General features: G+C 68.4%; 13 protein-coding genes. 6 read left to right on the forward strand and 7 right to left on the reverse strand.

The window, feature by feature from the left end; genetic code table 11:
- The first annotated feature begins 69 nt into the window (after window positions 1-69).
- From ACUVYZ_RS07740 to ACUVYZ_RS07750, 3 genes are read left to right on the forward strand one after another with little or no spacing between them, the layout of a single operon-like run.
- On the forward strand, window positions 70-939 hold the full coding sequence (locus tag ACUVYZ_RS07740) for an energy transducer TonB (protein WP_439933874.1): 870 nt from the start codon (window positions 70-72) through the stop codon (window positions 937-939).
- 23 nt (window positions 940-962) lie between these two features.
- Complete coding sequence (locus tag ACUVYZ_RS07745) at window positions 963-1,844, forward strand: DUF6279 family lipoprotein (protein WP_439933875.1); 882 nt, start codon at window positions 963-965, stop codon at window positions 1,842-1,844.
- Between the two features lies 1 nt (window position 1,845).
- The gene (locus ACUVYZ_RS07750; RefSeq protein ID WP_439933876.1) at window positions 1,846-2,586 is read left to right on the forward strand and encodes a hypothetical protein; all 741 of its coding nucleotides are present in this window, start codon (window positions 1,846-1,848) and stop codon (window positions 2,584-2,586) included.
- Window positions 2,587-2,650: 64 nt separating this feature from the next.
- On the opposite strand, the gene ACUVYZ_RS07755 is transcribed toward ACUVYZ_RS07750, so the two are convergent.
- Together ACUVYZ_RS07755 and ACUVYZ_RS07760 are read right to left on the reverse strand one after the other, a co-directional pair.
- A complete protein-coding gene (locus ACUVYZ_RS07755) occupies window positions 2,651-3,907 on the reverse strand; it encodes a PQQ-dependent sugar dehydrogenase (RefSeq protein ID WP_439933877.1) in 1,257 nt (418 codons plus the stop codon).
- A 152-nt stretch (window positions 3,908-4,059) separates the two neighbouring features.
- Entirely contained in the window at window positions 4,060-4,314 is a 255-nt protein-coding gene (locus tag ACUVYZ_RS07760; RefSeq protein ID WP_439933878.1) for a DUF2917 domain-containing protein, read from the reverse strand.
- A 185-nt stretch (window positions 4,315-4,499) separates the two neighbouring features.
- Here ACUVYZ_RS07760 and ACUVYZ_RS07765 point away from each other — a divergent pair, with 185 nt between their 5' ends.
- Window positions 4,500-5,948, forward strand: coding sequence for an aminotransferase-like domain-containing protein (locus tag ACUVYZ_RS07765; protein ID WP_439933879.1), 1,449 nt, complete (start codon window positions 4,500-4,502; stop codon window positions 5,946-5,948).
- 3 nt (window positions 5,949-5,951) lie between these two features.
- On the opposite strand, the gene ACUVYZ_RS07770 is transcribed toward ACUVYZ_RS07765, so the two are convergent.
- Window positions 5,952-7,184, reverse strand: coding sequence for a GGDEF domain-containing protein (locus tag ACUVYZ_RS07770; RefSeq protein ID WP_439933880.1), 1,233 nt, complete (start codon window positions 7,182-7,184; stop codon window positions 5,952-5,954).
- Between the two features lie 235 nt (window positions 7,185-7,419).
- Between ACUVYZ_RS07770 and ACUVYZ_RS07775 the strand changes: the two genes are divergently transcribed.
- On the forward strand, window positions 7,420-7,947 hold the full coding sequence (locus ACUVYZ_RS07775) for an HNH endonuclease (protein ID WP_439933959.1): 528 nt from the start codon (window positions 7,420-7,422) through the stop codon (window positions 7,945-7,947).
- Between the two features lie 56 nt (window positions 7,948-8,003).
- Here the strand turns inward: ACUVYZ_RS07775 and leuA are convergent, their stop codons facing one another.
- The 3 genes from leuA to ACUVYZ_RS07790 all read right to left on the reverse strand — a co-directional run bounded on the left by leuA (window position 8,004) and on the right by ACUVYZ_RS07790 (window position 11,636).
- A complete protein-coding gene (gene leuA, locus ACUVYZ_RS07780) occupies window positions 8,004-9,701 on the reverse strand; it encodes a 2-isopropylmalate synthase (RefSeq protein ID WP_439933881.1) in 1,698 nt (565 codons plus the stop codon).
- Between the two features lie 267 nt (window positions 9,702-9,968).
- On the reverse strand, window positions 9,969-10,322 hold the full coding sequence (locus tag ACUVYZ_RS07785) for a hypothetical protein (RefSeq protein WP_439933882.1): 354 nt from the start codon (window positions 10,320-10,322) through the stop codon (window positions 9,969-9,971).
- Between the two features lie 183 nt (window positions 10,323-10,505).
- Complete coding sequence (locus tag ACUVYZ_RS07790) at window positions 10,506-11,636, reverse strand: PQQ-dependent sugar dehydrogenase (protein WP_439933883.1); 1,131 nt, start codon at window positions 11,634-11,636, stop codon at window positions 10,506-10,508.
- A 184-nt stretch (window positions 11,637-11,820) separates the two neighbouring features.
- Here ACUVYZ_RS07790 and ACUVYZ_RS07795 point away from each other — a divergent pair, with 184 nt between their 5' ends.
- Entirely contained in the window at window positions 11,821-12,393 is a 573-nt protein-coding gene (locus ACUVYZ_RS07795; RefSeq protein ID WP_439933884.1) for an RT0821/Lpp0805 family surface protein, read from the forward strand.
- Window positions 12,394-12,541: 148 nt separating this feature from the next.
- Here the strand turns inward: ACUVYZ_RS07795 and ACUVYZ_RS07800 are convergent, their stop codons facing one another.
- The gene (locus tag ACUVYZ_RS07800; protein ID WP_439933885.1) at window positions 12,542-12,808 is read right to left on the reverse strand and encodes a hypothetical protein; all 267 of its coding nucleotides are present in this window, start codon (window positions 12,806-12,808) and stop codon (window positions 12,542-12,544) included.
- Window positions 12,809-12,861: the final 53 nt, after the last annotated feature.

A 12,861-nucleotide genomic window follows, 5' to 3' on the forward strand; every position in this document is an offset into this window, starting at 1 on the left:
CCCTCGGCGAAACAGGCGGGCTTGGCGGGGGGACCGGGGTATGATTTCCTTCGTCTTATGCCCCTGCCCGTGGAAAGATCCGCCGAAATCCTCGAGTTTCCCCGGTCGCCGGACGAGCCGGCGGCCCGGGAGGAAGAGGCTCGCCCGAACCGCGCGCCCATCGCCTGGTTCCTGGCGGGCTCTGCCCTGCTGCACGCGGCGGCTTTGCTGTTTCCGGTGCCCCTGATCCACGACGAAGTGCGGCTTCCCGCGGTGCTCTCGCCCCTCACGGTAACCGTGGCGCCCGTGCCGGAAGCGGATGGCACCGATGAGCCCCGCCCGGAGCCGGAAATCGAGCCGAAGGCGCCCCCGGTTTCCTCCCGCGCCCCGGTACGGCTCCGGGCTGAAGCGGCTCCGACGCCTCGGTTGTCTCCGCCGGCAACCGCCCCTTCGGCCCCGGCCCGCGACGCGCCGCCCGAAGCCCTGCGGGCCGATCCGCCCCAAATTCCCCAGGCCGATCCGCCACCTCCTTCCGGTGCCAGCGCGCCTGCGCCCGGGACGGTCCCGGCGGTTGAACCGCAGGTCTCGCGGCCGGTCCCGCTGGAGACGACCCCAGGGGGCGCGCCGGAGAAAACGCCGGGCTCCGCCCGCCGGGCGGCCCCGGAGACCACGCCGCCCAGTTACACGGCGGATTACCTGCGCAATCCGCCGCCCGAGTACCCCCTGTCCGCGCGGCGGCTCGGACAGGAAGGGTGGGTGGTATTGCGGGTGAAGGTGGATCCGTCCGGCGCCCCGGCGGAAGTCCACCTGGCGAGAAGCTCGGGCGTTATATCCTTGGATCAGGCCGCCCTGGAGGCGGTGCGGCGCTGGACCTTCGTTCCCGCCCGCCGGGGGGAAGAGGTCGTGGCGGCCTGGGTGGAGGTGCCGATCCGGTTCCAACTTCGTGACGCCAGGAAATGACGCGAATGATCCAGAAAAGATCGATGCGCACGCTCTTAGGGGCCGTGGTCTTGCTCGCCTTGTCCGGCTGCAGCCGGATCGACCTGGCCTACAGCAACCTGGAGCTGCTGCTGCCCTGGTACGTGCAAGGCTACGTGGAGCTGACCGACCGGCAAAGCGCCCTGATGCGCACCCGGGTGAAGGAGCTCAAGCGCTGGCATTGTGCCGACGAGCTGCCCGTCTATGCCGCCTGGGTGCGCCACGTGGGCGAGGACATGACCCAGGGCGCCACGGTGGAGCGGTTGGAGGCCCGTTACGGGGAGTTCCAGGCGGCTCTGGAGCGGCTCTACGCCCAGGCGGCGCCCCATCTCGCCGAGCTGCTTTCCAGCGCCAGCCCCGAGCAGGTGGACGCCGCGGTCGCCAGCCTGGAGAAGCGGGACGAGAAATTCCGCACAAGCTGGGTGGAACTCTCCCGCCCCGAGCTGGAGGCCAAGTACGCCGAATGGATGAGGAAGCACCTGGAGCGCTGGATGGGGCCCCTCACCGAGGCCCAGGGGCAGCGAGTGGACGCCTGGAGCCGGGCCCTGGTTCCCACCGCGCGGGAAACCCTGGCCTACCGGCAGCGCTGGCGCGAAGCCCTCGCCCAGGCGTTGAGAAACCGCGATCGGCCGGAGGAGCTGCGGCGGCGATTGGAAGAGCTGCTCACCCGCCCGGCGCTCCTGGAGCCGCCCACCCGGGCCCAGGACCTGGCGGCCAACCGGGCCCGCACCTGGCGCTTGCTGGTGGAGGTCGGGGAGACGATGACGGCCGAGCAGCGGGAGACCTTGCTCCAGCGGACCGGCGCCCTGGGCCGCGCACTGGAGCGCATGAGCTGCGGCCGGCAGCGCAGCCAGGCCGGCGCCCCGCCTCCTTCGCCTTCGGGATGAAATGAAAAAGGTGCTCCTGGTCGGCGTCCAGCCCGCCGGTGCGGCCTCCCTGACGGCCCGGGTGTGGGAGCACCTGAGACAATGGTTTCCCGGGCGGGTCGTCCTGGGCACCCTGGACCTGCACCAGGGGACGCACGGGGAGCGGCTGGCACAGGAGATCCTGGGGCGGTGCGGCGCGGTGGTGGCGGTGATGGAGGAGGAGTCCGGCGGCGCCGCCGGCTTCCTCCGGAACCATTTCGACGGGGGCGGCCTCCTGGCGGCGGCCATCCAGCGGGGGTTGCCGGTGGTGGTGGTGCTCCCGGCCGGCACCGCCTTGCCCCCGGAATCTCACCTGCCGGCGCCCCTTCGTCCCCTGGTCCAGGCGAGGAACGTCCAGGTGCGCAGCGCCCATCTGCGGAAGGACCTGAACCTGCTGGTGCGCCAGCTCTATCCCCTGCTGGGCGAGCACTATCCCGGACGCATAGAAAGCTGGCTGGCTTCTGCGGCGGGCCTGCCGGCGTACAACGAGCTGCAGCGAGCCGTGTTCGCCTTCGTCACGGTGCTGCTGGCCGCCATCGCCCTGCTGATCGGGTTGCGTTCCTACATCGGCGAGATCCGGGCTGCCCTCCTGCTCGGGGCCGTCTGGCTCACCTGGTCTATCGGAAAGCAGTCGGCGAAGCTCGCCTGGGTGGCCCACCTGGGAGCGGTGGCGGCGATCATCTGCGTCGCCCTGGAGTTCTACGGGATCCTGTCTCCTCGTTGAGGGCTCCGGGCTTTGCGCCGGACGGCGTCACCGGGGCGGTTTGACGATGATCTCGATGGACTGGTCACGGGGCGTAGGAGACGCGGTAAATCGCGCCAGCGAAATCGTCGGACACGAGAATCGAGCCGTCGGGAAGCTGGGCCACGTCGACCGGACGACCGATATACTCGTCCTGCTCGGTGAGCCAGCCTTCGGCGAACACCTCGGTCTTGTCCGCAGTCCCGTCCGGCTTGAGGGAGGTGAACATGACCCGGGCCCCGATGGGCTTGGTGCGGTTCCACGACCCGTGCTGCGCCGAGAAGATGCCGCCCTGGTACTTCGCCGGGAACATCTTGCCCGTATAGAAAACCATGCCCAGGTCCGCCGCGTGGGCGTCCATCTCGACCTGAGGGAACACCACGTCCGGCGGCGGCGTGGAGTCCCTGTATTCTTCTGTGCGCACCTTGCCGCCCCCGTACCAGGGGAAGCCGAAGTGCTGGCCCGGCTTGGTGGCCCGGTTGAGCTCCCCGGGCGGGATGTTGTCGCCCATCCCGTCCACCTGGTTGTCGGTGAACCAGAGGGTCTTGTCCTTGGGATTGAAGTCCATGCCCACCGAATTGCGGATGCCCCGGGCATAGACTTCCCGGTTCTTCCCGTCCCGGTCCATGCGGATGATGCCGCCGATGCCGACCCGGTCGTAGAGGGCGAGTTTCTCTTTCGGGGGCACGTTGTAGGGCTGGCCCAGGCTCACGTAGAGCTTGTTGTCGGGGCCGATGCGGCAGACTCGGGCGCCGTGGTTGTAGCTCTCCTCTTCCACCGGGATGAGCTCCCCCTGGCCTACCACCTTGAAGGCGGCGACATCGGGCCCTTCGTAGAAGAATTCGGCGGCCGGGAACACGACCACGCGGTTATGTTCGGCGACGAACAGAAAGCCGTCCCGGGAAAAGCACACCCCGTTCGGCACTAGCATCTCCAGGGAAGGAGCGAAAGGCTTCACCTCGTCGGCCACCCGGTCTTTGTCCCGGTCGGTCACGGCCCAGACCCGGGTCTTGCGGGTGCCGACGAACACTACGCCGGTGGAGGGACCCACCGCCATGTGGCGGGCGTCGGGCACCAGGGCGTAGAGCTCGATCTTGAAGCCGGGCGGAAGCTTGATGCGTTGCAGGTTTCTCTTGATCGCCTCGGCCTTGGAACCCGTCTGGGGGACGGTCTGGATATCCAGGGGCGTGCCGGTGGTGCGAAAGCTGGAGAGCCTCTCCAGGTTGCCCTGCGCCGCCGCGGGACCCGCGCAAGCCAGCACGCCCGCAACCAGGGCGGCGGGTAAAACGTGTTGTTGGCCCATCTTGGCTTCCTCCTCGGTGGTTTGACGCGCGCTTCCATTCTAGGAAACCTTGCCGGCCCGGCAAGGCGGTTTATCCTTCAGAAAACACTCCGTGGCCAGCGCAGGAGTGGGGAGGAAGGCTGCGGAGGCAGGAAAACCAGGGGCACTAAGGGCTAGCCCCTGGGTCGCGCCGGCAGGGGCAGAGAGAAGGCTACGATGGATGGCTCCAGGGCCTCGATCAGGGTGAGCCCCGGCGCGCTCACCGTCATCGTCCGGCCGGCGGCGATGAACCAGTCGTCCGGGTCGCCCTCCTGGGTCATCCACAGAAGGCCGGAGACGCAGGCGATCCGCACCCCCTGACCCCTGCGCAGGCGCAGGATCTGGCCTTTCTCCAGGAAGAGGTCCGCGTTGCTCGGACGGGCGCCCATGCAAGAATCATAGGCAGCCGGCCTGCCCGATAACAGAATCAGAAATTCCGTTTTGCTTGCGAAACAGTTCGGGAGCCGGGAAACTGTGCTGGAAGGCGGTCCGGGCAACTGTGTCTTTGACGCGGTCCCGGCCGGGTCCATGATCGAACGGGCTCATGACGAATGGGATTGACGGGGCTCAACCGATGCAGCCGCCGCTCTACGAAACCGTCGCCAACGAAATCGCGGCGCTGATCAAAGCGGGCACCCTGCGCCCGGGGCAGCGGGTGCCGTCCGTGCGCCGCCTCTCGGCCCAGCGGGAGGTGAGCATCTCCACCGTGCTCCAAGCCTACCGCCTGCTGGAAGACCGCAAGATCATCGAGGCCCGCCCCCAGTCGGGCTACTACGTGCGCCATCCCGGATTGCGACTGGCCGAGCCGCAGCGCTCGGAGCCGCCCGCCCGCCCATCCAAGGTGGGCGTGTCCAACCTGGTGGAAGCGCTCCTAGAGGCCGGCAAGCGGCCTGAGATCGCGCCCCTCGGCACGGCGTGCGCCGCGCCGGAACTCTACCCCGCGGCCCGGTTGCAGCGCATCGCCTCCTCCCTCGCCCGGCGCAAGCCCCGGCTGATCTCCGCCTATTCCCTTCCGCCGGGCAACGACCGGCTGCGCCAGGCGCTGGCCCGCCGCGCCCTGGACTGGGGCTGTAGGCTAGAGCCGGGCAATCTCATCGTCACCAGCGGTTGCACCGAGGCGGTCAACCTGTGCCTGCGCGCCGTCACCGAGCCGGGGGACACGGTGGCGCTGGAGTCCCCCACCTATTTCGGGCTGCTGCAGATCGTGGAAAGCCTGAAGCTGAAGGCCCTGGAGATTCCCACCTGTCCGCGGCGCGGCCTGTCCCTGGACGCCCTGGAGCTGGCCATGCGCTCGGGCCAAGTGAAGGCGGCGGTGGTCATGTCCAATGCCAGCAATCCCCTGGGCGCCACCCTGTCCGACGAAAACAAAAAGCGGCTGGCCGGGCTTGCCGCCGCCCACCGGGTGCCGGTGATCGAGGATAACGTCCACGGCGAGATCTACAACGGCACGCACCCTCCTAAAGTGGCCAAGTGCTACGACCCGGACGGGTGGATCCTGCTGTGCGGCTCTTTTTCCAAGACGCTGGCGCCGGGATTCCGCATCGGCTGGGTCGAGCCGGGCCGCTATCGCGACCGGGTTTATACCCACAAATTCGTCGCCAGCATGGCCCAGCCCGAATTGCTGCAGGAGGCGCTGGCCGAGTTCCTGGAAAGCGGGGGCTACGACCGCCACCTGCGGATCCTGCGCACCCGCCTGGCGGCCCAGGTGGGCGCCCTGTCGGACGCGGTGGCCGCCTCTTTTCCCAAGGAGACGCGCATCACCCGGCCCGCCGGCGGCTTCGTGCTGTGGATCGAGCTGCCCGAGGGGGTGGACGCCATGACCCTTCACCGGGAGGCGCTGGAACATGGGATCGGTATTGCGCCGGGGCCCATGTTCACGGCATCCGACCGCTACCGCCACTGCATCCGCTTGAACTGCGGCCATCCCCTGACCCGGCCGCTGGAGCAAGCGGTGATGCGGCTCGGAGATCTGGTCCGGCATCAGTTGGAAGCAACGCGCCACAAAGCCCGGGTGCCGGCGTGAGTCTCAGCGGCTGACTTGGTTGCGCCCCCGGCGCTTGGCCCGGTAGAGCGCCTTGTCCGCCGCCCGCAGCACCTCCTCGGGGCTGGTGTAGCGCTCGTTCGGCTCGGCCACCCCGACGCTGACCGTGACCGAGACGTGGGTGTCCGGCGCACGTCGGCCCCGCTCTCGCCGTCCCGAACGCTCGCTCGCGGGGCGGTCCTTGCCGCGCACCGCCAGTTTGTACCCAGCGATCCGGGCCCGGAGCGCTTCTAGGTGGGGCAGCGCCTCCCGGAGGGTCACGCCCGGAAAGAGCACTGCAAACTCCTCTCCGCCGAAACGGTAGGGGCGCCCACCCCCGCCCACTTCCGCCAGGCGGGCAGCCACCATCCTCAGCACCTGGTCGCCCACGTCGTGGCCATGGGCGTCGTTGAAACGCTTGAAGTGATCCACGTCCACCATGGCCACGGCGTAGTGGCCGCTCAGGCTCATCAGGCGTTCGTTCAACGCCCGGCGGTTAGGCAGCCCCGTGAGTTCGTCCCGGAAAGCCATCCGGTAGGAGTCCTGGAGCAGGCTGGCGAACAGGATGAGCGCCGCGGCGGCGGCGAACGCGCTGGCCGCCGTCGGGTGGGCCAGGGTGTAGGCGAAGCACGTGAAGGCCGCCAGCGCCCCGGCGAGTCCAGCCTCGTTGGGGGAGCCACGGCCCACGAGCCGGACGGCGATCGCCAGGAAGGACCCGGCGGCGGTCAGAACGCCGAGTTGGGGAATGGGGGGCGAGCCGGGCAGGGCCAGGGCAAACAGCCGCTGTTCGAGGAGGTTCAAAAGGTAAAGATCCTGGGCGCGAGCCAAGGCCGCCACCAGGGCTACCTCGCCCAGGATCAGCACCAGGCGGCGCAGGCCCCAGACGTTGAAGATGCCCCGCTCGGGAAGCCACGCCAGCAAGGCCAGGTTGACGGGCACGAGGAGGCAGATGCCCAGGTAAACCGTGCGCGCCGCCACGCTCCCCAGGTCCGGGACGATGATCAGTTTGTAGCCCAGGTAGGCGGCCGCGAGGGTGAGGGCGACGAAAAAAGGCCGGCTGCGGTTGAAGCCCAGGCTGGTCAAGGCGGTGACCGCGAGCATGGCGTAGGCCCCGTAGTTGCGCAGCGCCGCCACGGCAGGGGGCAGCTGCCCGCCGTAGCGCACCAGCAAAAACGCCCCGAGGATCGCGGTGGCCGGGACAACGACGGCAAAAAGGGCCCGATTCAGGGCGGCGGTCAAGGTCGGCTCGGAGAAGGAAGCTGCCGGGAAGATCGATGGGAATTATAGCCCGGGCGCCGCCCCCCGCTTGCCCCCGGCGCCGACCGGCGGCCGGCGCCCGGCGGCCGGCGCCCGACGGCCGGCGCGAGGATTTTTTCGGATTTTGTGGTAATTTCTTACGTGGCGCGATTTTTGCAACCATGCGTCGTAGCAGAGGCCTGTCGTGACCTGGATTCTGGCGGTAAATCTGGCCGGGATGCCCGACCGGTGGCTGGAGGTAGAGGACGCCATCACCTACCACGCCAAGGGGATGGTGGCCTGGTCGGTGGGAAACTTGGTGTGCACCTACCACGGCGGCGTTTCCCGGCTGACAGGGGTGCGCTCGGAGCTGTCCACCCGCTCCATCATTGCCATCAAGGGCACCGACTTCATGCCCAGCCGGGAACGGGAGCCGGCGTTGACCAACGCCGCCCTGTTCGCCCGCGACCGCTACCTCTGCGCCTACTGCGGCCACCAGTTCCGGGAACGCCAGCTTTCCCGGGACCACATCATTCCCCTATCCCGGGGCGGAAGGGACCGGTGGATGAACGTGGTGACCGCCTGCAAGGTCTGCAACGGCAAGAAGAACAACCGCACCCCCGAGGCGGCGCGCATGGGCCTGCTCTACGCGCCCTATGTGCCCAGCCGTTTCGAGCACCTGATCCTGCAGAACCGGCGCATCCTCGCCGACCAGATGGAATATTTGATGGCGAACGTGCCCAAGCACAGCCGACTGCATTCCTAAGCGGGTCGGCCCCGCCGGCCAAGGCGCTTCCGTCTTTCGCGCGAGCCCGATCAACCCTATGCCGCGACGGCGCGGGTCGCCGCGGTGCGGGGCGCCGTCTCCGCCGCCTGGGCGAGCGCCCGGTTAACCCCCGAGACGATGGCCTTTAGCGACGCGCTCACGATGTTGGCATCCACGCCCGCTCCGTGGAGGGCCGGGCCGTCCCCCAGCTTGAGCTCCACGTAGGCGGCCGCGGCGGCGCTGGCCCCGGCGCCGATGGCGTGCTCGTGGTAGTCCAGCACCCGCACCTCCTCCTCAAGGGCATGCACGAAGGCGTCGATGGGCCCGTTGCCCCGCCCCCGCAGGGTGCGGCGGCGACCCCGCTGCTCCAGCTCCACCGTAATCTCCACTTCGCCCCCTTCCTTTTCGTTCACGTGGTGGGCGAGGTAGCGGTACGGATCCGACGCCTCCAAGTACTCGCGGCTGAACAGCTCGTGGATCTCCCGGGCAGTGACTTCCTTGCCCGAGGTGTCGGTGAGCCTTTGCACCACCCGGGAGAACTCGATCTGCAGCCGGCGGGGAAGCTGCAGCCCGTAATCCCGCTCCAGGAGGTAGGAGACGCCGCCCTTGCCCGACTGGCTGTTGACCCGGATCACCGCCTCGTAGCTGCGGCCCACGTCGGCCGGATCGATGGGCAGATACGGCACTTCCCACGGGGCGTCGGGCCGCTGCACCGCGAATCCCTTCTTGATGGCGTCCTGGTGGGAGCCCGAGAATGCCGTGTACACCAGATCGCCCGCGTAGGGGTGGCGCGGGTGCACCGGGAGCTGGGTGCAGTACTCGACGCAGCGGCGCACCTCGTCGATGTCGTCGATCTGGAGCCCGGGATGGATGCCCTGGGAATACAGGTTCAGCGCCAAAGTGACCAGGCACACGTTGCCGGTGCGTTCCCCGTGGCCGAAGAGGCACCCCTCCACCCGGTCAGCCCCGGCCATCAGCCCTAGCTCCGCGGCGGCCACGGCGGTGCCCCGATCGTTGTGGGGATGCAGCGACAGCACGATGGATTCCCGGCGCGCAAGGCTGCGGTGCATCCACTCGATCTGGTCGGCGTAGACGTTGGGAGTGGCCACCTCCACTGTGGCCGGCAGGTTCAGGATCAGCTTGCGCTCGGGCGTGGGCTCCACCACGGCGGTGACGGCGTTGCACACCTCCAGGGCGAAGTCGAGCTCGGTGGCGGTGAAGGTCTCGGGACTGTACTCGAAGCGCCATTCGGTTTCGGGCCGCTGCGCAGCGAGGCGTTTGATCAGCGACATGCCGCGCACCGCCATGTCCACCACCCCCCCCTTGTCCTGCTGGAACACCACCCGGCGGAACACCGGGGAAGTGGCATTGTACAGGTGGACGATGGCGCGCTTCGCCCCTTGCAGCGCCTCGAAGGTGCGCCGGATCAGGTCCTCCCGCGCCTGGGTGAGCACCTGAATCCACACGTCTTCCGGCACCCGGTCCTCCTCGATCAGCCGCCGCACGAAGTCGAAGTCGGTCTGGGAGGCGGAGGGGAAGGCGACCTCGATTTCCTTGAAACCCAGCCGCACCAGCAGCTCGAACAGGCGCAGCTTGCGCTCCACGCTCATGGGCTCGATCAGCGCCTGGTTGCCGTCGCGCAGATCGGTGGACAGCCAGATGGGCGGCGCGCTGATGACCCGGCCGGGCCAGGCCCGGTCGGGAAGATCGACCGGCTTGAAAGGTCGGTATTTTTTCGCAGGTTCCTGCACCATGGTAACGCTCCTGGGTTTCCGTCGTCGAAAAAGCTTCCCCGCCCCGGTGGGGCGGGCCGTTACAACGCGAATGGGGAGATGGAAGTCGTCAGCGCCCGAGCAGGCGCAGCAGCAGCCCCGCAAGCAGGAGGCTTGCGGAAAGAGGAAAAGCGAGAGGGCTGGTCGAAAGACCGAAAGCCCGGCTGCCGATCAGAATCATGACGCGATGATGCCCCAAAACGGGGCGGCTCGGCAAGCCCCCGGGCCCTGCCCGGATAGTTCAAGAAGCTAGCGGACGAAGCGCAGGTAGAGGCAGGCCGCTCCCATGACCGCCACCACTGCGGCGCAAAGGGCCGCGCCGAGCCCGAGGGCGCTGCCCAGCACGGTGATGAGCGGTGGCTCGGCTCCCGAGGCGGCCCGGGAGACGATCTGCAGCAGGGCCAGCAAGGCGGCCAACATCGCGCTCCAGCGGACGGTGTAGGCGAGCAGAAGCCCGAGCTGGGCCCGGTTGTGCCGGTAGGCGGCTGCGCGCTCCAAGGGCGAGCCCCGCAACACGTCCCGCAGCAACCCTCCTGGCCAGGGAAAGCGCTGGATCAGGGATTCTCTGGGGGAGGCGAGGACCCGGCGCGGACAAGTCTTCATTTCTTCATGGTGGACTTCCGGCGCTTGCGATGCAAGACTAGCCCGGATGCTTCATGAGGGACTCGGGAGGATGAAGGACCCGAGTAGCCTGGCGAGACAAATTGCCCCTAGGGCTCAAGCCGCAATACGGTGATTTTGCGCATCGTACGTTCAGGTCTGGGGCGTCTTCGTGAAATATCCAGGCTATTGTCCCGCGGGCTCCAGCCGGGCGAGGACGCCGTTCCTGGCGTCGGTCAGGACATAGACGTAGCCGTCGGGACCCGTGCGTACGTCCCGGATTCGCCCCAGGTCCCCCTTCAGCATGCGCTCTTCTTCGATCACCTGCTCTCCCCGCAGCCTGAGCCGCACCAGGGTCTGGTGCTTGAGCGCTCCCACGAACAAGTCTCCTCGCCAGCGGGGGAACTTGTCGCCGGTGTAAAACGCCATGCCCGAGGGCGCGATGGAGGGCACCCAGTAGTGGATCGGCTGGGCCATGCCGGGTTTGTGGGTGCCTTCGCCGATCCTGGTGCCGATGCCGTATTCGACTCCGTAGGTGATGATCGGCCAGCCGTAGTTCACGCCAGCGCGGATGACGTTCACCTCGTCGCCCCCCTGGGGTCCGTGCTCATGGGTCCACAGCTCGCCGGTTCGGGGATGGAGCGCCGCCCCCTGCACGTTGCGGTTGCCCAGGGAATAGATCTCGGGCCGGGCCCCCGGCCGGCCCACGAAGGGATTGTCCTTCGGCACCCGACCGTCCTCGGTGAGCCGCACGATCTTGCCGGCTAGGTCGTCGAGCCGCTGGGCCCGCTCCATCTCGCCCCGGTCCCCTAGGGTAATGTAGAGGTGGCCTTCCCGGTCGAACACCAGGCGCGAGCCGAAGTGGCGCCCGCCCCCCGATTTGGGCGTCTGGCGGAAGATCACCTCCACGTTCTCCAGGCGGTGGCCGTTGAGCCGCCCCCGCGCCACTTCCGTGCCGATACCTCCGTCGCCCCGGGCGGAGTAGGAGAGATAGACGAGGCCGTTGTCGGCGAAGCGGGGGTGCAGGGCCACGTCCAGCAGTCCCCCCTGGCCGTAGGCTGCCACCGTGGGCACCCCGTCGACGGGCAGGGGATCCAGGGTGCCGTCCGGCGCGACCAGGCGCAGCCGGCCGGGGCGCTCGGTCACCAGGAAGCGGCCGTCGGGGAGAAAGGCGAGCCCCCAGGGATGGTCGAGCCCGCGGGCGAGGGTGACCACCCGGAACGAATGGGCCTGGGAATGATGAACGTCGTCCGCGCCGGCGATTTGGGCGCAGAAGAGGGCGGCAGCGAGGAGGAGGCAGCCTATGGAACGAATCATGCTTTCTCCCTGATGAGCAGGACGAAACCGGCACAACCGGTTGGTGGGCGCAAAGCGAACCGAGTTCCAAAGTGCCGAAATTCGTAAGTCCCGACCGGTGCGGTCAGCCGACGGCGCGGCGGTTCGTTAAGCTTAAAGTCTCGATTTGGCGAAAAGGAGGGTGTACGTGGAGAAAAGAGGCGCAATGAAGGGTCGCGGGGCCGCGGCGGTCCTGCTGGCGGCCGTGCTGGCGGGGGTGGCGCCTTCACCGGCCTGGGCGGACCCACCCCCCTGGGCCCCGGCCCACGGATGGCGCAAGAAGCACGATCCTTACTACGTGGGCTATTCCGGCCACAAGTGGCCCCGGGATTACGGCATCCTCTCGGGCCGCTGCAACCGGGAGGCCATCGGCGCCGTGCTGGGGGGCACGGTGGGCGCGGTGGTGGGCTCCCAGGTGGGCAAGGGCGAAAGCAAGGTGGCCGCCATCATCATCGGGGGCGTGCTGGGCGCGGTGATCGGGGCGAGCATCGGCCGGGAAATGGACCGGGAGGACCGGGCCTGCTTCGGCCACGCCTTGGAGCTGGCGGCGGACCGCCAGACCGTCACCTGGAGCAACCCCCAGGGCGTCACCTACGCCGTGACGCCCCTCAAGGGCTTCACCCACGAGGGCCGCAAGTGCCGGGAGTACGAGAGCGTGGTCACGGTGGAAGGCAGGAAGGAGAGGGTGCGCGGCAAAGCATGCCAGGTGGGTGAGGGGGAATGGCAGGTGATCGGCTGAACCCGCCATCCCCTCTTCCAGCGAAAAGCCCGGCTCCGCGCCGGGCTTTTTTGGTCCTGTCCCATGGGGAGACGGCGAGCGTCGCCGCCGATACGAAGCTCTAAAACGCTCGTGGAACCCTGGGTGCCGCGATCCGCCTTTTTCTTCCTCAGCGGGCGGCCCCCGCGTGGTGCTCTATGAAACGCCGCAGCACACCCCGCAGGGCCTCGGCGCGCCGGACGTCGCCGCTCGCCTCGGCCTGCTGGATGTCCTCGACGATCATGGCCCTGATGAGGTGTTCCCCTTCCGGGGTCTGGGCCAGGTGGTTGCCCAGCTCCAGGGCGGCGATTTCCGGGATGTGCTCGTGCTCCGCGATGGCGAGGATTTCCTCTTCGGTGAGCTCCGAAAAACCGAGGCAGTCCTGGAACGAGATCATGACACCTTCCGGGGAATGGGCCGATCCAGAGGGTGGGGACTTCGCGGAAACGC

This window comes from Pelomicrobium sp. P1, assembly GCF_052805615.1.